At 45.5% G+C, this 17,484-nt stretch carries 22 protein-coding genes and 2 pseudogenes; 7 read left to right on the top strand and 17 right to left on the bottom strand.

Going from position 1 to position 17,484, the window contains the following annotated elements; translation table 11 throughout:
• Positions 1-76: 76 nt before the first annotated feature.
• Entirely contained in the window at positions 77-1,504 is a 1,428-nt protein-coding gene (aspA, locus tag LNN34_RS03450) for an aspartate ammonia-lyase (RefSeq protein ID WP_229042738.1), read from the bottom strand.
• Between the two features lie 45 nt (positions 1,505-1,549).
• Entirely contained in the window at positions 1,550-2,539 is a 990-nt protein-coding gene (gene ansA, locus LNN34_RS03445; protein ID WP_202663754.1) for an asparaginase, read from the bottom strand.
• Positions 2,540-2,721: 182 nt separating this feature from the next.
• Between ansA and LNN34_RS03440 the strand changes: the two genes are divergently transcribed.
• Positions 2,722-3,072: a helix-turn-helix domain-containing protein gene (locus LNN34_RS03440; protein WP_024121939.1), complete on the top strand. Its 351-nt coding sequence runs from the start codon at positions 2,722-2,724 to the stop codon at positions 3,070-3,072.
• A gap of 7 nt (positions 3,073-3,079) precedes the next feature.
• On the opposite strand, the gene LNN34_RS03435 is transcribed toward LNN34_RS03440, so the two are convergent.
• Positions 3,080-4,243 (bottom strand): TIGR00375 family protein, encoded by a 1,164-nt coding sequence (locus tag LNN34_RS03435; RefSeq protein WP_059293659.1) that lies wholly within the window; start codon positions 4,241-4,243, stop codon positions 3,080-3,082.
• Positions 4,244-4,245: 2 nt separating this feature from the next.
• Positions 4,246-4,797, bottom strand: coding sequence for an ADP-ribose pyrophosphatase (gene nudF / locus LNN34_RS03430; RefSeq protein WP_044154761.1), 552 nt, complete (start codon positions 4,795-4,797; stop codon positions 4,246-4,248).
• A 73-nt stretch (positions 4,798-4,870) separates the two neighbouring features.
• Here nudF and mciZ point away from each other — a divergent pair, with 73 nt between their 5' ends.
• Together mciZ and LNN34_RS03420 are read left to right on the top strand one after the other, a co-directional pair.
• The gene (gene mciZ, locus LNN34_RS03425) at positions 4,871-4,993 is read left to right on the top strand and encodes a Z-ring formation inhibitor MciZ (RefSeq protein WP_024121940.1); all 123 of its coding nucleotides are present in this window, start codon (positions 4,871-4,873) and stop codon (positions 4,991-4,993) included.
• Positions 4,994-5,056: 63 nt separating this feature from the next.
• A complete protein-coding gene (locus LNN34_RS03420; protein WP_229042737.1) occupies positions 5,057-5,977 on the top strand; it encodes an aldo/keto reductase in 921 nt (306 codons plus the stop codon).
• Positions 5,978-6,005: 28 nt separating this feature from the next.
• On the opposite strand, the gene LNN34_RS03415 is transcribed toward LNN34_RS03420, so the two are convergent.
• On the bottom strand, positions 6,006-6,230 hold the full coding sequence (locus tag LNN34_RS03415) for a YqkE family protein (RefSeq protein ID WP_044154759.1): 225 nt from the start codon (positions 6,228-6,230) through the stop codon (positions 6,006-6,008).
• Positions 6,231-6,401: 171 nt separating this feature from the next.
• Here LNN34_RS03415 and LNN34_RS03410 point away from each other — a divergent pair, with 171 nt between their 5' ends.
• Positions 6,402-7,307, top strand: coding sequence for an alpha/beta hydrolase (locus LNN34_RS03410; RefSeq protein WP_229042736.1), 906 nt, complete (start codon positions 6,402-6,404; stop codon positions 7,305-7,307).
• Positions 7,308-7,340: 33 nt separating this feature from the next.
• Here the strand turns inward: LNN34_RS03410 and LNN34_RS03405 are convergent, their stop codons facing one another.
• From LNN34_RS03405 to LNN34_RS03375, 7 genes and pseudogenes are all read right to left on the bottom strand, one after another.
• Positions 7,341-7,580 (bottom strand): DUF2552 family protein, encoded by a 240-nt coding sequence (locus LNN34_RS03405; RefSeq protein WP_044154756.1) that lies wholly within the window; start codon positions 7,578-7,580, stop codon positions 7,341-7,343.
• Positions 7,581-7,593: 13 nt separating this feature from the next.
• Positions 7,594-7,917 carry an iron-sulfur cluster biosynthesis family protein gene (locus tag LNN34_RS03400; RefSeq protein ID WP_024121945.1) on the bottom strand — a complete coding sequence of 108 codons (324 nt, stop codon included), beginning with the start codon at positions 7,915-7,917 and terminating at the stop codon, positions 7,594-7,596.
• The gene (locus LNN34_RS03395) at positions 7,914-8,945 is read right to left on the bottom strand and encodes a GNAT family N-acetyltransferase (protein WP_229042731.1); all 1,032 of its coding nucleotides are present in this window, start codon (positions 8,943-8,945) and stop codon (positions 7,914-7,916) included. Before LNN34_RS03395 ends, LNN34_RS03400 begins: the two co-directional genes overlap by 4 nt.
• Positions 8,923-9,280 (bottom strand): annotated as a pseudogene (locus LNN34_RS03390) (antibiotic biosynthesis monooxygenase family protein). Before LNN34_RS03390 ends, LNN34_RS03395 begins: the two are co-directional and overlap by 23 nt.
• Positions 9,281-9,292: 12 nt before the next feature.
• Positions 9,293-9,763: a GNAT family N-acetyltransferase gene (locus LNN34_RS03385; protein ID WP_044154753.1), complete on the bottom strand. Its 471-nt coding sequence runs from the start codon at positions 9,761-9,763 to the stop codon at positions 9,293-9,295.
• 183 nt (positions 9,764-9,946) lie between these two features.
• Positions 9,947-10,285 carry a YolD-like family protein gene (locus LNN34_RS03380; protein WP_024121949.1) on the bottom strand — a complete coding sequence of 113 codons (339 nt, stop codon included), beginning with the start codon at positions 10,283-10,285 and terminating at the stop codon, positions 9,947-9,949.
• Positions 10,282-11,520: a DNA polymerase IV gene (locus LNN34_RS03375; protein WP_229042729.1), complete on the bottom strand. Its 1,239-nt coding sequence runs from the start codon at positions 11,518-11,520 to the stop codon at positions 10,282-10,284. The genes LNN34_RS03380 and LNN34_RS03375 overlap by 4 nt, the downstream gene beginning before the upstream one ends.
• Positions 11,521-11,687: 167 nt before the next feature.
• Between LNN34_RS03375 and LNN34_RS03370 the strand changes: the two genes are divergently transcribed.
• Positions 11,688-11,894: a YqzH family protein gene (locus LNN34_RS03370; RefSeq protein ID WP_229042726.1), complete on the top strand. Its 207-nt coding sequence runs from the start codon at positions 11,688-11,690 to the stop codon at positions 11,892-11,894.
• Between the two features lie 245 nt (positions 11,895-12,139).
• Here LNN34_RS03370 and LNN34_RS03365 read toward each other — a convergent pair whose 3' ends face one another.
• Complete coding sequence (locus tag LNN34_RS03365; RefSeq protein WP_158003523.1) at positions 12,140-12,280, bottom strand: hypothetical protein; 141 nt, start codon at positions 12,278-12,280, stop codon at positions 12,140-12,142.
• 142 nt (positions 12,281-12,422) lie between these two features.
• Here LNN34_RS03365 and LNN34_RS03360 point away from each other — a divergent pair, with 142 nt between their 5' ends.
• Together LNN34_RS03360 and LNN34_RS03355 are read left to right on the top strand one after the other, a co-directional pair.
• A complete protein-coding gene (locus LNN34_RS03360; RefSeq protein ID WP_099043227.1) occupies positions 12,423-13,652 on the top strand; it encodes an MDR family MFS transporter in 1,230 nt (409 codons plus the stop codon).
• Between the two features lie 53 nt (positions 13,653-13,705).
• Complete coding sequence (locus LNN34_RS03355) at positions 13,706-13,867, top strand: hypothetical protein (RefSeq protein ID WP_024121954.1); 162 nt, start codon at positions 13,706-13,708, stop codon at positions 13,865-13,867.
• Here LNN34_RS03355 and LNN34_RS03350 read toward each other — a convergent pair.
• The 4 genes and pseudogenes from LNN34_RS03350 to LNN34_RS03335 all read right to left on the bottom strand — a co-directional run bounded on the left by LNN34_RS03350 (position 13,864) and on the right by LNN34_RS03335 (position 17,483).
• A pseudogene (locus LNN34_RS03350) lies at positions 13,864-14,211 on the bottom strand (VOC family protein). The gene LNN34_RS03355 and the pseudogene LNN34_RS03350 sit on opposite strands and share 4 nt — an antisense overlap.
• Before the next feature lie 5 nt (positions 14,212-14,216).
• On the bottom strand, positions 14,217-15,176 hold the full coding sequence (gene coaA / locus LNN34_RS03345) for a type I pantothenate kinase (protein WP_024121956.1): 960 nt from the start codon (positions 15,174-15,176) through the stop codon (positions 14,217-14,219).
• An 88-nt stretch (positions 15,177-15,264) separates the two neighbouring features.
• Positions 15,265-16,611 carry a D-serine ammonia-lyase gene (dsdA, locus tag LNN34_RS03340; RefSeq protein ID WP_229042725.1) on the bottom strand — a complete coding sequence of 449 codons (1,347 nt, stop codon included), beginning with the start codon at positions 16,609-16,611 and terminating at the stop codon, positions 15,265-15,267.
• A gap of 92 nt (positions 16,612-16,703) precedes the next feature.
• Positions 16,704-17,483, bottom strand: a complete 780-nt coding sequence (locus LNN34_RS03335; protein WP_099043229.1) for an SDR family NAD(P)-dependent oxidoreductase — start codon at positions 17,481-17,483, stop codon at positions 16,704-16,706.
• Position 17,484 lies beyond the last annotated feature (1 nt).

The raw sequence follows: 17,484 nt of genomic DNA, 5'->3' as shown, positions 1-17,484 counted from the left end.
CTTCCTCATCCCTATGCTTGTAAACAGCTTATTCACCGGCTATTCAGGAGTGAATAAGCTGCATTTTGTTTAAATTTTATTTTTCTAATAGCTCTTTTCCAGCAATCCCTGGCTTTGTCATCTCGTATGGATTTAAAATGATATTCAGTTCTTCTTCTGTCAGCACATCATGCTGAAGGCAAAGATCACGTACGGACTGGCCTGTCATAATCGCTTCCCTGGCGATTCGGGCAGCCGCTTCATAGCCAAGATGCGGATTCACAGCGGTAATAACGCCAGCGCTTTTTTCTACGTATTGTTTCAAGCGTTTTTCATTAGCTTCGATGCCTTTTAAGCAATAGTCAGTGAAGGAACGGAAACCATTGTTCATAATGCTGATTGATTGCAGCAGATTAAAGACGAGCACTGGCTCCATAACGTTTAACTCAAGCTGACCTGCTTCTGAAGCTAGGCAGATGGTATTATCGTTTCCAATCACCTGGAACGCAATTTGGTTAATGAGCTCCGCCATAACCGGATTGACTTTACCCGGCATGATGGAAGATCCCGGCTGGCGGGCAGGCAGAGAGATCTCCGCAAGTCCGGCGCGCGGTCCCGATGCCATTAAACGAAGGTCGTTTGCGATCTTCGACATGTTCATCATGCAGACTTTTAATGATGCAGAAACTTCTGTGTAAGCATCTGTATTTTGCGTTGCATCGACAAGATGGTCAGCGCCGACAAGAGGCAGTCCGCTAATATCAGCAAGGTGTTTAACGACTTGTTTGATATATTCCGGATCGGCGTTCAGTCCAGTGCCGACAGCAGTAGCGCCCATGTTGACTTCATACAGGTGCTGCCGGGATTGTTTAATGCGTTTAATATCACGCTCAAGAACACGGCTGTATGCTTCAAATTCCTGGCCGAGACGAATCGGAACAGCGTCTTGAAGGTGAGTCCGTCCCATTTTAATGACAGAATCAAATTCCTGCGCTTTTTGTTTAAACACACCATGCATGTCTTCCATCGTCTTAAGCAGTTTTTCCAGCAGATTCAGTGTAGAAATATGAATGGCTGTCGGAAATACATCGTTTGTTGACTGTGACATATTAACGTGTGTGTTAGGGCTTAAGTGGATGTATTCTCCCTTTTTATGACCCATGATTTCGAGCGCGCGGTTTCCGATGACCTCGTTCGCATTCATGTTCATGGATGTACCAGCGCCGCCTTGAATCGGATCGACGATAAACTGGTCGTGCCACTTGCCTTCCAGAATTTCGTCAGCGGCTTGTACGATAGCTTGGCCAATTCCTTCATACAGCCGTTTTACATCCATGTTTGCAAGAGCGGCAGCTTTTTTTACAATCGCCAGCGCGTTAATCATTTCTTCATGGATTTTATATCCCGTAATCGGAAAGTTTTCTGAAGCACGCAGCGTTTGGATGCCGTAATAGACATCTGCTTCAATTTGTTTTTCTCCAAGGAAATCTTTTTCCACGCGGTATTCTTTTTGGCCGTTCAACATAATCTTTAACCTACTTTCTCTATAATGGTTATAGTTTTAGCTTTTTTACAGGACAACGTCATCGGCAATCGGTGTTTCCATAATTCTTTTTACGACCGGCAGATCTGAGGATTGGCCGAGTGCCCACATTAATTTAGGAACGATTGCTTCAGTGTTCATGTTTCTAGAGCGGATAATCAAGTCCTGATTGACTCTGCGGCCGACTTCGTAAATACTCATATCTTCGCCTTCTTCCAAGCATTGAGTCGTAATGACGACAACGATGCCGTTTTCAATCAGCTCATTTACCTTGGACAAAATGTCTCTGCCTTCAAACGGAACACCTCCGCTGCCATAACTTTCGATGACAATTCCTTTGTACATGCTTTTCAGAGCGTCCAGCATTTCCGGCTTTAAGCCCGGATGCAGCTTAAGCAGACAAACATCTGTGCATAGTGACGTGTCAACTGTGAAGGAGTCGTTCTCAGGTTCCGTTACTTGTTTGTTGTATTCAATCCCGTCTTCTGTAATAAAAGCGATATATGGATAATTGATGCTTTCAAACGCGTCATAGCTTTTCGTTCTTAACTTGATCGCACGTGTTCCTTGAATGACTCTGCCGTCAAACACAACATAAACCCCACCTACGCCTTCACAGGCAAAGCGAATGGCATCTGTAATATTTTTTTTGGCGTCTGTCTTTTGAAAGGTAATCGGAATTTGCGAGCCTGTAATCACAATCGGCTTTTTAGCATGCTGCAGCATATAAGATAATGCGGCAGATGTATAGGCCATTGTATCTGTACCATGGGTAATAACAAACCCGTCATAGGCATCATAATTTTCCTTAACGGCTTCCGCTATCTCCACCCAGTATTCAGGCTGCATATTGGTGCTGTCTATATTCATAAGCGATTGGGTTTCCATCGTGTAATCGTTATCAAGTTTTGATACGTAACTTAACAACTCGTCAGCCTTCACCCCCGGGGCAAGCCCGTTTTCCCCTTCAACTGAAGCGATCGTTCCCCCAGTTGTCAACATCAATAATTTTTTCATACCATACACCTCTTCACTATATCTAAAGATGGGTTTGCGAGAAGGCATTCGCTTTTCGCATACTTTTAATGCAATTATAGACACGGAAAATAAAATACGCAAGACATTATTATTCAATTCGCGTACACTTCCGAATACCTATATGATATAATCAGCTCAAGTTGAAAAAGGAGCGGAAGTCCATGAATTTAGATCGTTTAACTGAATTGAGAAAAAAGAAAAATTGGTCGCTTCAATATACGGCTGACCTCCTGGGCATCGCAAAAAGCACGTACGCGGGATACGAGTCCGGCTACCGCCGCCCTTCGCTTGAGGCGCTGGCAATGCTGGCAGACCTTTTTGACACAACCTGCGATGACCTCTTAGGCCGCCCAAAGCAAAAACAGACTGCTCCTCAGACCATTGAATTGACCACGTGGAGCAGCCTTGACATTGATATTGCTGTTGACGGCAAGCCGCTGTCTGAAGACGAAATTATACAGCTGATCACCTTTATCCGGACAAAGAGAAAAGTCCAGGAGGAACTGAGTTAATTTTCACTCATGACTTAACTTTCCCGTAGGTTCCTCCTCCTCCGGCTTTCAGTTCAAGCTTTCCTGACCTCGCTTTCACAATAAGAGCGGCGGTTTTCGGCGGAACAACCCGAGCCAGATCCTCCTCTGAAGTCTCATGGAGAACAGCCATTTCTGTGCCAAAGGCAGTCTTCAGCTTGTCCAGGGTTTTCGGTCCGACACCCGGAACAAATTGCAGCGGTATCTGATGGACATATCTAGGACGCGTTTTGCCTTTTCCAGACTGATCACTCAGTTCGCGCAGTCTCTCGCTGACACCCTTTGTCAATCTGGCACTTCCGCATTCCGCACACGCCGTTGCCCCGCTCACTGTACGCTCCCCGCATACGTCACAAGCCGTTTGATAATACTTCCCCAACAGCGGATCTAATCCGTAATTTGCAGTAATTTTCCTGTTGTCCTGTCCCTTTAATGCAAGAGCAAACTCAGAAAAATCAGCTGACTGCACATATAGTTCATTATATTCTCTGCCGATCTTCCCTAAGGAATGCGCATCAGAATTTGTTAAAAATGAATATTTATTTAATTCGGATACCCGTGAAGCCATAGGTGTGTCACAGCTTAAACCAAGTTCAACCGCATCTATCATAGAAGGATCAAAAACCTCAGTTAAGCTTGACTTAACCCCTTTTCCGTACAAGCTTTTGTGGGGCGTGAAAATATGGGCGGGGATAAACAATCCGCCCATTTCCTTTACTTTTTTTTGAAGGTTCAAGCCTGTTTCGTATATCCGCTGCGAGCTTAAGTGAATATTTTTCATCCGCGCTGAAAGCCAGGCTGAAAATTGTTTCATATCAGCGAGTGTCGGCATAAAAGCGAGCACATGAATCGGCCCGCTGCAGGCTTCATCATAAATCTCCAGCTCGCTTCCCAATAAAAGAGTTGTGCTGCGATAACGGATTCCGCCACCCTCAAGCTCGTGATACCTGCCTGAAGCAATGCCTTCCTCAAGCTCTATTATGACTTCCGGGGAATGGCAGTCAATAATCCCGAGAAGTTCAATCCCTTTATATTCACTGGCCTCAACCAAAATCCGGTCCAGCGTCAGGGTTTTTGCACCTGTTATTTTAACAGCCCTACCTGTATAGGTCCGGCCGATATGAATGTGTAAATCCGCGTAAATCTTTTTCATTTTTATGCTTGCAGCGCTTCTTTCAGCTGAAGATATTGAATCGCATAGGCTGTCTTTGCGTCGTATACCTCACGCGACTCAACCAGCTTCAGTGCGTCTTCAAGCGTCACCTCCATCACTTCAACAAACTCGTCCTCATCAAGCTCCCGTTTTTCTTCAAGCACAGACAGCTCTTCCGCAAGAAAAACGTGAACAATTTCATCGGCAAAACCGGGCGATGTATAGAATGCTGTGATTTTCGTCAGCTTTTTCGCTGTGTATCCTGTTTCTTCTTCCAGCTCCCGAAGCGCCGTATACTCCGGCTCTTCTCCTTTTTCCAGCTTTCCGGCCGGTATTTCAACGATCGTCCGCTCCAGCGGCTTCCGGAATTGTTTCACCATTATGATTTTCCCTTCGTCTGTGACAGCCAGCACCGCTACCGCACCCGGGTGTTTTACAATTTCGCGTTTACTCGTTTTTCCGTTTGGGAGCTCGACGTCCTCTACATAAAGATCAATAACTTTACCCGAAAAAATCTGTTCTTTCGCAATTGTTTTTTCTTCTAAGTGTTTCATTTCTTCATCTCCCGTTCTGTCTCTATATCATGCCCCATACATTTTATCATACTAGAGAAAAGGGGGCTTCTTTATGAAAGTGTACCGTATGCAAAAGGGCGTCGTTTTAGTGGGGAAAGCGTGGGAGGTGCGGGCGAAGCTCAAGGAATACGGGCGCACATTCCGGTATGTGAAAGATTGGGTTTCCGAGCCGTAAAAGTTGAAAACTCTGCTCCTTTATATTACGGTCATTACAAAGCCTAAAAAAAGGAGTGTGCACATGAGAAAGCGCAAACTAGGTTCATCTGATTTAGAAATAAGCGAAGTCGGACTTGGCTGTATGTCCCTTGGAACCGAAAAAAATAAAGCGCTGTCGATCCTTGATGAAGCCATTGAGCTTGGCATCAACTATCTCGACACAGCTGATTTGTATGACCGCGGCCGCAATGAAGAAATCGTCGGCGAAGCGATTCAAAACAGACGCCAGGATATTATTTTGGCAACGAAAGCGGGAAACCGCTGGAGTGACGAAAGTGAAGGCTGGTATTGGGACCCTTCAAAAGCTTACATAAAAGAAGCTGTGAAAAAGAGCTTGAAACGGCTGAAAACGGACTATATCGATCTGTATCAGCTTCACGGCGGCACAATAGAAGACAACATTGACGAAACGATTGAAGCATTTGAAGAATTAAAACAAGAAGGCGTCATTCGTTATTATGGAATTTCTTCTATTCGCCCGAACGTCATTAAAGAATATGTGAAAAAGTCAAACATCGTCAGCATTATGATGCAATTCAGCCTGTATGACAGACGGCCGGAGGAATGGCTCCCGCTTTTAGAGGAACATCAGATCAGTGTCGTTGCCAGAGGCCCGGTCGCTAAAGGGCTGCTGACTGAGAAACCGCTTGAACAAACGGCTGACAGTATCAAACAAAACGGATACTTATCCTATTCGTTCGAGAAACTGACAAATGCCCGCAAAGCGATGGAGAATGTCGCGCCAGATCTGTCCATGACAGAAAAGTCACTGCAGTATCTGTTAGCACAGCCGGCTGTCGCCTCAGTGATTACAGGCGCCAGTAAGATTGAGCAGTTACGGGAAAACGTTCATGCTGCAAACGCACGGCGTTTAAGTGAAGAGGAAATCAAAGCGCTCCAATCTCATACGGAACAAGACGTTTACGAAGCGCACCGTTCATAAAAAAACCAGCACCTGACCGGGTGCTGGTTTATTTGTATTGATGCCAATCGAGCTGGCTTTCATTGAGGAGCTGTTCAAAGCTTTTGTTTTTTTCGATCTCCTTTTTCTTTCTGATCTGTTCCGCTTTCTTTCTTTCCTGTTTCTTCTCATCCTCTTCCTTCAATTGGCTTTTCATCTGCATCAGCTTTTCTTTTATATCGGATTGAAGGTCGTCTTTTAATTGGTGTTTGTCAGCAGATTTTTGTTTTTTCATGCTCGCTTCCCCCGTGTTTTTGTTTTGAAGCCAGTTTATCATGGAGATTCAGGCTGAACAAGCAGACTCTCTTCTGAAAAACGCTGTCATATTTTTCTGCCGGCTCAGCAGCGTTTAGGTATAATGGTTTTAGAAGATTATCCATAATAGAGTTGAAAGGTGCTGTGTCTTTTGAAAAGATTCCTTTTAGCCGTCGGCGCTGTCTTGGCAGCATTAGCTGCTATCGGTATTTGCTTCACAAATATCATTATGTTTATAAAGAAAAAAACTGACGAAGAGATTATGAAAAGAGAAACAGATGACGGGCATGATGTATTTGAATGGTTTGAACGCATGGAGAAAACGGCTTTTGTGATTCCATCGGCTTACGGATATGATATAAAAGGCTACTATGCTGCACCGCACGATACATCAAATACAATGATCATCTGCCACGGTGTGACCGTGAATGTATTAAATTCTCTCAAATATATGGATTTATTTCTTGATCTCGGCTGGAATGTGCTGATTTACGATCATCGTCGGCACGGACAAAGCGGCGGAAAGACTACAAGCTATGGTTTTTATGAAAAGGATGATTTACACGAGGTCGTCAAATGGGTGAAAGAAAAAACCGGTAACCGCGGATTGGTTGGAATTCATGGTGAATCAATGGGAGCAGTGACTGCTCTGCTGTATGCAGGCGCACATCCTGACGATGGCGCTGATTTTTATATTGCCGATTGCCCGTTTGCAAGCTTTGAGGAACAGCTTGCGTATCGCCTGAAAGCGGAATACCGGCTGCCTTCCTGGCCGATTCTTCCCATTGCCGACTCCTTTTTGCGGTTCAGGGACGGCTACCGCGCACGCGATGTATCTCCTCTTGCCGTCATCGAAACGATCGAAAAGCCGGTCCTCTTTATTCACAGCAGGCATGATGATTATATTCCTGTTTCCGCAACCGAGCGGCTTTATAAAAAAAAGCCCGGTCCAAAGGAACTCTATATTGCTGAAGCTGGAGAACACGCCATGTCGTATACAAAAAATCGGGACACGTATCGAAAAACCGTGCAAGCCTTTTTAGACAAAATAACGTAAAAAGCGAAAGGCCCCTAGCCTTTCGCTTTTCCATCATAAAACGTCGGTGATGCCATCCATATGTTCACTGATCCATTCAATCGCAAGGTCTATCGTAGTAAACTCCTGCGCTTCAAATGTCATTTCATCCTGCAAAAGCCAAACATCCTTCTCGACGGATTGCGCTCCTCCGATTGACCAATGCAGCAGGGTGTAGGGATGGTTTTTGTTCAGAAAGGATACCCACGTTTTATTCTGTGCTGTATTCTTAATTGACTTCAGCTTTTGTTCCACGTTTCGTGTCTCCCTACTTTACTAATATGCTCATTCTTGGACTGAGCATTTGAGCCGGACTTTTCAGCGCCAGCGTTTTGGCTTTTTCATTGTAATCGATTGTCATTTGATCGTCAAAAAACACTTTTTGCGACGACTGGATATATAGCGGAATGCCGTTCGTTTCCAGCTGCTCACACTGTCCCGCTAATTCCTCTGTCACCCAGATGGTCGGTACACCGCTTACTGCGCAGCCGCATCCTTCAGCGTCATAACGGAGCTGTGCCTTTTTTCCCGGGTTGGCGTCAAGCGCCTGCTGCAGTGCCTGTTTTGCTGCATCTGTCACATGAATGTTCATAAGGTGAAACCCCCGTTTTTTTCATTTTCGCTATTGTAGCACACCACGCGTCCGTTCGCATTGTTTCTGCCTTTTTTCCACCGCTTCGCTTTTTCTTCTGCAGCCTTGATCCAATCGTTTTTTCCCTGTATGTACGGCTTGATATTGTCCGGATACTGGGCCGCCAGCTGTTTTTTGAGCGAGGCGTATTCATTCGCTATTTCCGGATGAGCTGTGAGATAATCTCTGAACACCAAATGCCGTTCAATAGCAGGATGCCCTCCTTCATAAATATGGACATGATGGGTACGCTTATTTCCGCCCTTTTGAAAATAGCGTCTGCCAATCATGCCGTTTTCTCCTTTCGGCATATAGCCGAGCTCCGCCATTTTCGAATCATATTGGTTCACGGCCGCGATATCCTTTACTGCAATCAGGATATCAATGACCGGCTTTGCCGCCATATTTGGTATCGATGTGCTTCCGACATGATGCACGTCAATGATCTCCGGGCCGAGCACAAGCTTCAGACGATCTTTTTCCTCTCTGAACAGCCTTGCCCATTCTTCATTGTAGTGAACGACTTCAACCTTTCTTTTCGGATAGAGATGAAAGACTGACAGAAAAAGCCCCTCTGACGCTTTGACGGTTTTCGTCTTTACAAACCCTGCCTGCGTATACAGCGACACGGCCGGGTTGTTTTTCTCGGCTGTTACGACCTCGATTTTCTCAGCGTCTTCGTTCTGATCAATAACAAATTGCACGAGTGCTCGTCCGATGCCTTTTCTGAAACCGTCGGGATGCACAACAAGCCTGCAAATTGTCAGCTCATGCATAAACTTCTCGCATGAAATGACACCGAGCAGTTTCCCGTCTTCCCGGTATCCCGCAAATTGCTCTTGAGAGGCTCTGATATCCTCAGCTTTTTCGTGTAAAGCAGGGATTCCGTCAAAACCGATAAGCTCCGCTTCTTTTACATAAGCCGGCTTTTGAACGTCAATAATCTCACGCGATACAGCCTCTTCCTTATGCTGAAGAAATGCAATCATTTGTTTTCTCCTGAAAACAGCCGCTGCTTCTCGACTTTGGCGACGCGGACCGCATACGATTCATACCATACGCTTTTTCCTTTCGCTTTCGCTGCCTGGTGTTCGGTGTGACGCTTCCAATGATTGATTGCGTCCATACTCTCCCAATAGGAAACTGTGATGCCGGTTCCATCCGCTCCGCGAACGCTTTCCACACCTAAAAATCCGGGCTGGCTCGCCGCAAGCGAAACCATCCGCTCTGCTGTTTCTCCATACGCTTCGTCATTTTCACTTTTGACAGAAGAAAAGATAACAGCATAATAAGGGGGCTCAGGTGTTTTTGATAAAAAATCCATAGCGGTTCCTCCTTATATGTACTTCACAAAAAGAACCCTGTCCTGGCCCGGTCCATCGTAATTTGCAAATACTGAGATGCCATTCACTGTTTTGCTGCCTTTTTCAATTTCAAATCCCAGTCTTGTATGATACGCGATTGACACCTTATTTACCGGGGACGTCACGCACTTTACCCGGGTGCATCCCCTCTTCTTAACTGCTTCAATAAACACATCGTATAATTGTTTTCCAATTTGCATTTTTCTGAAATCCGGATGCACACCGGAAAAATGGATGTATGCCGTTACAGGATCTGATTGCGATTGAAATCCGATTAAAAATCCAGTCATGCTGTTATGTTCATGTGTGATAAAGCTGGTGTCCTGAAAATGTTCAAAAAATAATCGCGGGAGCTTTTCTTTCAGCTGCCTGCCGCCCCACCATTCATTCATTACAGACGTTACCATTTCATAATCTGAAGACGTGATTGTTCGAATATCCATTACGATTTGATCTCCCTCCGTCTGGCAAAACGAATGTCTCTTTTTTCTCACAATATAAAAATTATATTTTGCCTGACTGGAATTGTAAATGCCTTCTTTTCTGTATCATACGTTTCCAGACTGCTGACGGAACAATGTTTGCTATTTTCATATCTAGTTCTCCCCCTCCAGGAGGGGGAACATTTACAGAAAAATATCAAGCACCTGATCAAGTCTCAGCTTACAGAGCTTGCCGGCGTCTCCTTTTATCCACACTGTTTTTTCAAATTCCTCATAGCGGCAGATTTTCCCGCTGCAGGTGACAATTTCGCCATCCTGAAAGCAGCTGACAGTAATATCCTGAGCAAATTCCATTGCCATGCAAAGCGTTTGGTTCATCTCCTCCAGCTTATCCGAATCAAGGATTGGCCTTTGCAGCTTCTGTTTATGGTGTTTTCTCTCAAGCAGGCTTTGTTTATGTTCAGGCAGAAACATTCGGCTTCCTTCCCACAGCAGATTGCCTCTTTTTAAATGCTCATTCATTTATAATGCCCTCCTATTTTAGCCGCTCGTTCAAACGCCTGGCCTGCCGCTGTCAGTGAGGCCGCCCTGATGATCGCCGTGTCGCCGAACCGGTTTTTAATCCCGTCCATCACATAGCCGAGGCTCATCTTCTTTGCATAATCCTGAAATAAATTAAGCTGCCATACTTCATCAGATGAGAGCTGAGAGAGATTGACCCCGAGGCGGCGGACAGGCTTCCGGTCCCAAAACTTGAGAAACAGTCTGCATACAGCCTGGTACACATCCTGCGTAGAATTGGTCGGTTCCGCCAGCTTCACTTGCCGGTTGAAGCCGGTCGGCAAATCAAAGTCAGCCCCCCTGCAGCTCACCGAAACCGTCTGCCCCATCATCCCGGCGTTTCGGCTTCGCCTGCATACCTCTTCACTCAGCTCCAGCAGAACGACTTTTATTTCTTTGTCAAAGTGTTCATAGTCTTTCGGGAGTGTCATTCCGTGGCCAATCGCTTTTTGTCCGTCCAGCGATGCCGTTGACACAGGAGAATAGTCGATTCCGTTCGCCGTCATCCACAGCACGTGTCCGTTAATGCCCCATTTCTTTTTTAAAAGCTCGAGCGGAAAAACCGCAAGCCCGCCGATCGTGCTGATGCCCATTCGATTTAAATGATGTTTCATCCGGCTCCCGACGCCAAACATACTCCCCACCGGAAGCGGCCACATCTCGGTTTTCATATTTTCTTTCGTTAACGTGAAAATACCGTTCTTATTCTTTTTGGCAAAATTGTCACACGCGATTTTGGCGAGCGCTTTATTAGGGCCGATTCCGACCCGGGCATAAATGCCGACCTCCCGCTTAATTCTGTCCTGAATGCTTTTAGCAATCTCCTCGGGCGCCCCAAACAGCTTTTGGCTGCCTGTGATATCCATGAACTGCTCATCAATGGAATAGGGCTCCACGAGATCTGTATATTCCTCTAAAATGGCGGTGATTTGCAGCGATACATCAATATACCGCTGCATACGAGGCCGGAGCACAACAGCTTCAGGGCACTTTTCCTGCGCTTCCCACAGGCGTGAGGCATTGGCTACCCCTTTTTGTTTCGCCAGCGGGCATGCAGCCAATACAACTCCGCCCCGCCTTTCCGGATCACCCGAAACAATCACCGGCTGATTTTTCAAATGTGGATTTTCCGCTTTCTCTACAGATGCATAAAACGATTGCATGTCAACGAGAAAAATCACTTTTTCTTTCATCATACACACCTCTAAAAAGAACTTATGTTCGCTTTCACTATTATATGCGAAAATATGTTCGATTTATACTGGTAAATGATTCTTGTCTGACAGAAAATATGATGCAAGGGTTTGAGAGAAGGAAAACATTTAGTAGAATGAAAGCGAACCATAAAGATAGGAGAGTCAAAATGGAGAAATTTGTCGAAAAAATGCTGGGACAGGCATTGCGCCAATACGGCCGAAATGTTGCCGTTGATCCGTTAAGCCCGTATGAAAAACAAAGCCTGAAAGCTGCTTTAGAGGAAAGACAAAATCAAGATCCAGATGAGGACCTGCATGCGCATATAGAGGATATCATTTATGACTACGTCACAAACCAAGGGCTGTTTTCTTAGTGTCATGCACCTTCATTGTTGGAGAAATTTCGTATATCTGTTTTCGTATGGCCAGAAGAGACGCCGCTGATATCGACGGGAAGCGCCCCTTCTCATATAGGGGCGCTCAAGCCCATCAGCATAAACTTTAGCCTGATGCCCCGTCTCACTCAGCATTTCAGGAACCCCGCCGATATGAGCTACAGCCTGATAGGTCAACGTCTTTAAACGGAAATCCGTTTGATTCTCCCGCATTCCTGATATCTTTAAACTGCCCGGGCATTTCTGCTGAATGAGAATTGCACTTTCATGGTGAGATATAAGCGCCGGACAAAAAATCCGAGTACTTCAACCTCTGCTTCAACGGCGTAAACGCCATCGTCAACCGTGAAACATGAACCATTCAAAAACAAAGGTCATCCTGCGCACCCATAGTGTAATACAATCCCTTATAAACCGGTAAGTAAAAATATTTAATCCTCCGTTGGATAAGGAAATTTTTTCATGTATGATAGAAAAAGATCTTACTAACAGGAGAGAACAATAGACATGAAGACATGGAAAGATATCCACCCAATCAGCTGGACAATTATTATCGGAACCATTTTTGGCAGGATGGCAACATCGATGAGCATTCCGTTTTTAGCGATTTATTTAACATCTGTCCAAGGCGCATCAGCGTCCTACGCGGGGCTTGTCATTGCGGCGAGCTCATCAGTCGGTATCATTGCAAGCTTTTATGGCGGATATATCTCGGACAAATTCGGCAAAAAGAACATGATGCTTGTATCCATTTTCGGCTGGATGCTGGTGTTTGCAGGGTTTGCGGCCGCTTCTCACCTCTGGGTATTTTTTGTGGTAAATGCGTTAAACGGACTTTGTAAATCACTGTTTGAACCTGCTTCAAAAGCTTTGCTGTCAGATATGACAGAAGAAAAAACAAGATTGCTGGTTTTTAATTTACGGTATGCAGCCATTAATATCGGCGTTGTCTTCGGCCCTGTGCTCGGTCTGTACTTTGGTTCATCACAATCTACCGCTCCTTTTTTGGTGCCCGCGGTGATTTATGGGATGTACGGTGTCATCCTTGCCATCCAATTTAAAAAGCATCCACCCGCGACATTAGAACAATCCAGAAATCTGAACGTTCGGGAAGCGTTTATGGTAACGCAAAAGGACCGTCTTTTTACAGTTGCTCTTATCGGCATTACACTATGCAGCTTCGGCTATTCGCAGTTCAGCTCTACATTCCCGCAATATATGGCGCAAAATCCTTTTATCGAAAATGGGACAAAATTGTACGGCTTGATGCTGACATTAAACGCAATTGTTGTTTTGGCAACACAGTTTCCCATCGTCCACCTTGGTAAACGGTTTTCGCCGCTTTGCTCCCTGATGCTCGGCAATATCATGATCAGCGCCAGCATGATGATCCTTACCATGTCACACGGGGTTTCTTCACTTGTTATCATTGTGATTGCATTTACAATTGGAGAAGTGCTCTTATTCTGTATGATGGATTTGTTTGTAGACCAGATTGCAAAACCCGGATTAAAAGGAACGTATTTCGGAGCGATCGGCTTTTCGCAGTTTGGGAATGTGATTGGCCCTTGGGCTGGCGGCTTATGTATAGATGCATTTGGTGCCGGGCATCCAAGTTCCATTTTTTCTGTCCTTAGCGGCATCACCCTGCTTGGCCTGCCGTTTTTAGTGTTTGCCTATCGGAGGATGAAAGCGGGAATCACTGAGCAGCAACCCGGACTGGGGAAGCCGCTTTAACACAAGAAGACGGGAGAGAATCGCTCTCTCCCGCAAAAACGAGGTGATGAAATATGAATATAGGTGATATCATGTTTCAGCTGATCGTATTTTTCATGTTTGCCGCTGTTATCTCGGCGGCTGTGATCGGCTCTACATATGCGAAAAACCGTAAAGCACAGCTGGACCGAATCGAAAAAAAGCTTAACAGCATGTCCGAAGACCAAAACGATTAACCGCTTGGGGCAACGAGCTCTACCTTGATCCGGTCAGGGTCCTCACAATAAACTGCATAATGCCCGTCTCCTCCGGCAAAAGGATGCCGGTCCCGGTACAGCACACGATAGCCTTTCGCCATCAATTTTTCAGTCATCAGGTCGACTTGAAGCTTGATTTCAGCTGAAACGCGAGATGGTTCAGGCCGACACGGCACCTGTGATATTTCAGCTCTAGACATTCTTCTTTTGCCTGAACAATCACAAGGTAAAAGTGATCTTTCTTCCAGCTGATGCCGGAACTCCATTTTGAAACTCTTTATAGCCGCTTCCAAATCGGAGACATACAGTTCAATATGGTGCATAATGATCACACCCTTCTCACTAACACTTCTTCTACCTTATGCCGGTCTCCCTTTCGCAATATTAAATCTGACCTGAATTTAGTCGGCAAAATATTTTCATATAAATTAGGGCGGTTGACACTCTCCCAAATCGAGGTTGCCATCTCGTCAGCCTCCTGGTCAGACAGGTCTTTAAATTTATGAAAATACGAGTCCGGATTTTGAAAGGCTGTTTCCCGAAGAAGGCGGAAACGCTCTAAATACCAGGTAAGAATCCGGCTTTCGTCCGCATCTACGTAAATTGAAAAATCAAAGAAATCGGAAACAAAGATGCGTGGATTTTCCCGGTCATCCTCCAAGGTCGGCGATTGAAGAACATTAATCCCTTCGATGATCACGATATCAGCCTGTTCTACAACCTCGAACACACCTTCCTCGCGGTCATAGGTTAAATGAGAATATACCGGGGCCTTTACTCTTTCTTTTCCTGACTTTACGTCATTCAAAAATTCGAGGAGCGCTTTCACATCATAACTTTCAGGAAATCCTTTTCTTGACAGCAAGTTTTTCTTCTTCAGCTCAGCTGTAGGAAATAAAAAGCCGTCTGTCGTGATCAGGCTGACCTTGGGGCGATCCGGCAAACGTGAAAGCAGCTTCTGCAAAATCCGCGCTGTCGTGCTTTTCCCGACTGCGACACTGCCGGCAATGCCGATGATAAACGGAATTTTGGCTGAATGAGGGTGCTTCAAAAAAACATTGACATGCTTATTTCGTTCGGCAGCGGACTTGACATGCAAATGAAGCAGGCGAACAAGCGGAATATAGATCGTCTCCACTTCCTCTACGGATAGATGATCATTCAGCCCTTCAACAGCTTTTGCCTCTTCTTCAGAAACAGCAATCGACAAATGGCCCCCAAATCCTGACCAAGACTGCCGGCTGTGCTGTGTATATAAAGTATGTAAATTAAGCTCTTTATTTTTCACTGTTTACACCTGACTCTCTGTAGCTTTAAACAAACGCTTACAAAGATTGTAACGGAAAACATTCCTACTGTCTGCTTATTTTTTCAATTTACCTTTTTAACAAGTCAGCACCGATTCGGTTATATGCAGCCATTTCTTCTTTCGGAACCATACTGCCTCCCGTTCCCCAGACAACATGTACGGCATTTTTCATGCTGTGACGCAGATCATTTTCAAACATGTCGTGTTTCCCGGTTTCCGATAAAAACAGCTGAACAGGCCCGAACATACCGGCAAGCGCAGACGGCTCTAAATGCTTATTTTCAGATAAAGCCAGCAAATGAAGCAAAGTATACAGCGTTTCGTCTTCAATTGTATAACAGCCGCTCAGCAAAGGTTCTATCAGATTGCCGACAAATCCTGATGGACGCCCTACGGCAAGCCCGTCAGCAGCCGTTACATTATCCAAGCCGATATCCTGCACAGAGATCTGGTCATGCAAGCCGGAATATAGACCTAAGAGCATAGACGGTGAATGGGTAGGCTCCCCGAAAAATACATGGACATGGTTTCCGTACAATAGCTTCAGTCCAAATGCCACACCGCCCGGCCCTCCGCCGACTCCGCAAGGCAAATACACAAACAGCGGTGTTTCAGGACCAGGCTCGATATCCATTAAGCTGAGCTGTGTTTTTAAACGACTGGCCGCTACCGCATATCCTAGGAACAGCTGGCGGGAATGTTCATCATCAATAAAATAACAGAATGGATCTTGTTCCGCCTGCCGCCGTCCTTCTTTAACCGCTTCACTGTAATCTGATTCGTACTCGATTACGGTGACGCCCTTTTTGCGAAGTAAATCCTTCTTCCACTGCTTAGCGTCGGAGGACATATGCACCGTCACTCGAAAACCTAGTTTGGCGCCAATGATGCCGATGCTTAAACCAAGATTGCCTGTTGAGCCGACAGCAATGGAATAGCGTGAGAAAAATGAAGTGAACCGCTCTTCGTGCAAGATGCGGTAATCATCTGTTTCCTTAAGCATTCCTTCTTGAAGCGCAAGCTCCTCCGCATGTTTCAGCACTTCATAAATACCGCCGCGTGCTTTAATCGATCCCGAAATCGGAAGCTCATGATCGCACTTTAAAAGCCATCTCCCCGGAAACGTTTCGCCATACACTTCCTCCAACTTCTTTTTCATATGGCGTATTTCAAAAAGCGGCGATTCAATCATCCCTTCGGCAGCTTTTGTTTCCGGAAACGCCTCGGCAATATAAGGAGCAAACCGCCGAAGTCTTTTGTCCGCCTCGGCTATCTCGCTTTCCCACTCAGCCGCTTGTAATACCATCCCCTCTTTCTTGCCGGGATTAGCCCAGAATACCGGTCGTGCATCAATCAATTTCTGAATAAATGGATCTTTTATCAGATTAAGCAAAGTTTCTTGATTTATCGACATCAGCCATTTCTCCTTCCTGTAACAAATGTATATCTTTATAAAAAACTGCCTGCAAACACACCCAAAGGCGCCTCACACAGGCAGTTCCATGCTTATTTTTTCATGAACACCCGTCCAGCCAGCTTTTCCACAAGGGCTGGAAACAGCTGATATAGCTTTGTGCCGGCATTCATCAAACGAGGAAGGTTGATTTCACGTTTGTTCGTCATAATGGCAGACGCGATTTGTGCTGCCACATCATCTGGGTCAAGCATCCAGCGTTCGACATTTTTGGCATAGTCTCCGCCTTTGTCAGCAATAGAAAAAAAGTCAGTCTGAATCGGCCCTGGATTGACTGTCGTCACATAGACGCCCGTGCCCGCCAGCTCCATACGCAAAGCGTTTGAATAGCCGAGCACAGCATGTTTTGTCGCTGAATAAAGGCTGGATTTCGGCGTGGCAATTTTCCCTGCTTGAGAGGCAATATTGATGATATGGCCGCTTTTTTGCTCAAGCATATGCGGAAGAACAGCTTTTGTACAGGCGATCAGACCGAAAACATTGACATCAAACATTGATTTCATCTCATCAAGTGTAGAGTCTAAAACCGTTTCAAAAATACCGAAGCCTGCATTATTGATCAGCACATCAACCGGACCGATCTGACCACGGACGAGGGTGATATCTTCAAGACGGGAGACATCCAGAGGGAAAATATCACATTGTCCGCTCCATTCCTCGGTCATTTTTCTTTTGATTTCCTTCAAACGATCCTCACGTCTTGCCGACAGCAAAACATGGGCTCCTTCAGCAGCACATAAATAAGCGATTCTTTCACCAAGCCCTCCTGAAGCACCTGTAATCCAAATACGCTTGCCAGCTATATTTTTCACC

Source organism: Bacillus sp. AF23, assembly GCF_020861455.1.
GTDB classification, from domain to species: Bacteria; Bacillota; Bacilli; order Bacillales; family Bacillaceae; genus Bacillus; species Bacillus halotolerans.
The sequence above is the reverse complement of the archived record's forward strand: the minus strand, read 5'-3'. Positions and strand labels throughout refer to the sequence as shown.

What these genes read in the sequence shown, in the direction of transcription:
- aspA (WP_229042738.1), bottom strand. Translation starts at nt 1,504, where the DNA reads ATGTTGAACGGCCAAAAAGAATACCGCGTGGAAAAAGATTTCCTTGGA.
- LNN34_RS03440 (WP_024121939.1), top strand. Translation starts at nt 2,722, where the DNA reads ATGAATTTAGATCGTTTAACTGAATTGAGAAAAAAGAAAAATTGGTCG.
- LNN34_RS03400 (WP_024121945.1), bottom strand. Translation starts at nt 7,917, where the DNA reads ATGAACATTCATGTGACAGATGCAGCAAAACAGGCACTGCAGCAGGCG.
- nudF (WP_044154761.1), bottom strand. Translation starts at nt 4,797, where the DNA reads ATGAAACACTTAGAAGAAAAAACAATTGCGAAAGAACAGATTTTTTCG.
- ansA (WP_202663754.1), bottom strand. Translation starts at nt 2,539, where the DNA reads ATGAAAAAATTATTGATGTTGACAACTGGGGGAACGATCGCTTCAGTT.
- LNN34_RS03380 (WP_024121949.1), bottom strand. Translation starts at nt 10,285, where the DNA reads ATGAATGAGCATTTAAAAAGAGGCAATCTGCTGTGGGAAGGAAGCCGA.
- LNN34_RS03360 (WP_099043227.1), top strand. Translation starts at nt 12,423, where the DNA reads ATGAAGACATGGAAAGATATCCACCCAATCAGCTGGACAATTATTATC.
- LNN34_RS03435 (WP_059293659.1), bottom strand. Translation starts at nt 4,243, where the DNA reads ATGAAAAAGATTTACGCGGATTTACACATTCATATCGGCCGGACCTAT.
- mciZ (WP_024121940.1), top strand. Translation starts at nt 4,871, where the DNA reads ATGAAAGTGTACCGTATGCAAAAGGGCGTCGTTTTAGTGGGGAAAGCG.
- dsdA (WP_229042725.1), bottom strand. Translation starts at nt 16,611, where the DNA reads ATGTCGATAAATCAAGAAACTTTGCTTAATCTGATAAAAGATCCATTT.
- LNN34_RS03375 (WP_229042729.1), bottom strand. Translation starts at nt 11,520, where the DNA reads ATGATGAAAGAAAAAGTGATTTTTCTCGTTGACATGCAATCGTTTTAT.
- LNN34_RS03420 (WP_229042737.1), top strand. Translation starts at nt 5,057, where the DNA reads ATGAGAAAGCGCAAACTAGGTTCATCTGATTTAGAAATAAGCGAAGTC.
- LNN34_RS03395 (WP_229042731.1), bottom strand. Translation starts at nt 8,945, where the DNA reads ATGATTGCATTTCTTCAGCATAAGGAAGAGGCTGTATCGCGTGAGATT.
- LNN34_RS03355 (WP_024121954.1), top strand. Translation starts at nt 13,706, where the DNA reads ATGAATATAGGTGATATCATGTTTCAGCTGATCGTATTTTTCATGTTT.
- LNN34_RS03370 (WP_229042726.1), top strand. Translation starts at nt 11,688, where the DNA reads ATGGAGAAATTTGTCGAAAAAATGCTGGGACAGGCATTGCGCCAATAC.
- LNN34_RS03415 (WP_044154759.1), bottom strand. Translation starts at nt 6,230, where the DNA reads ATGAAAAAACAAAAATCTGCTGACAAACACCAATTAAAAGACGACCTT.
- LNN34_RS03385 (WP_044154753.1), bottom strand. Translation starts at nt 9,763, where the DNA reads ATGGATATTCGAACAATCACGTCTTCAGATTATGAAATGGTAACGTCT.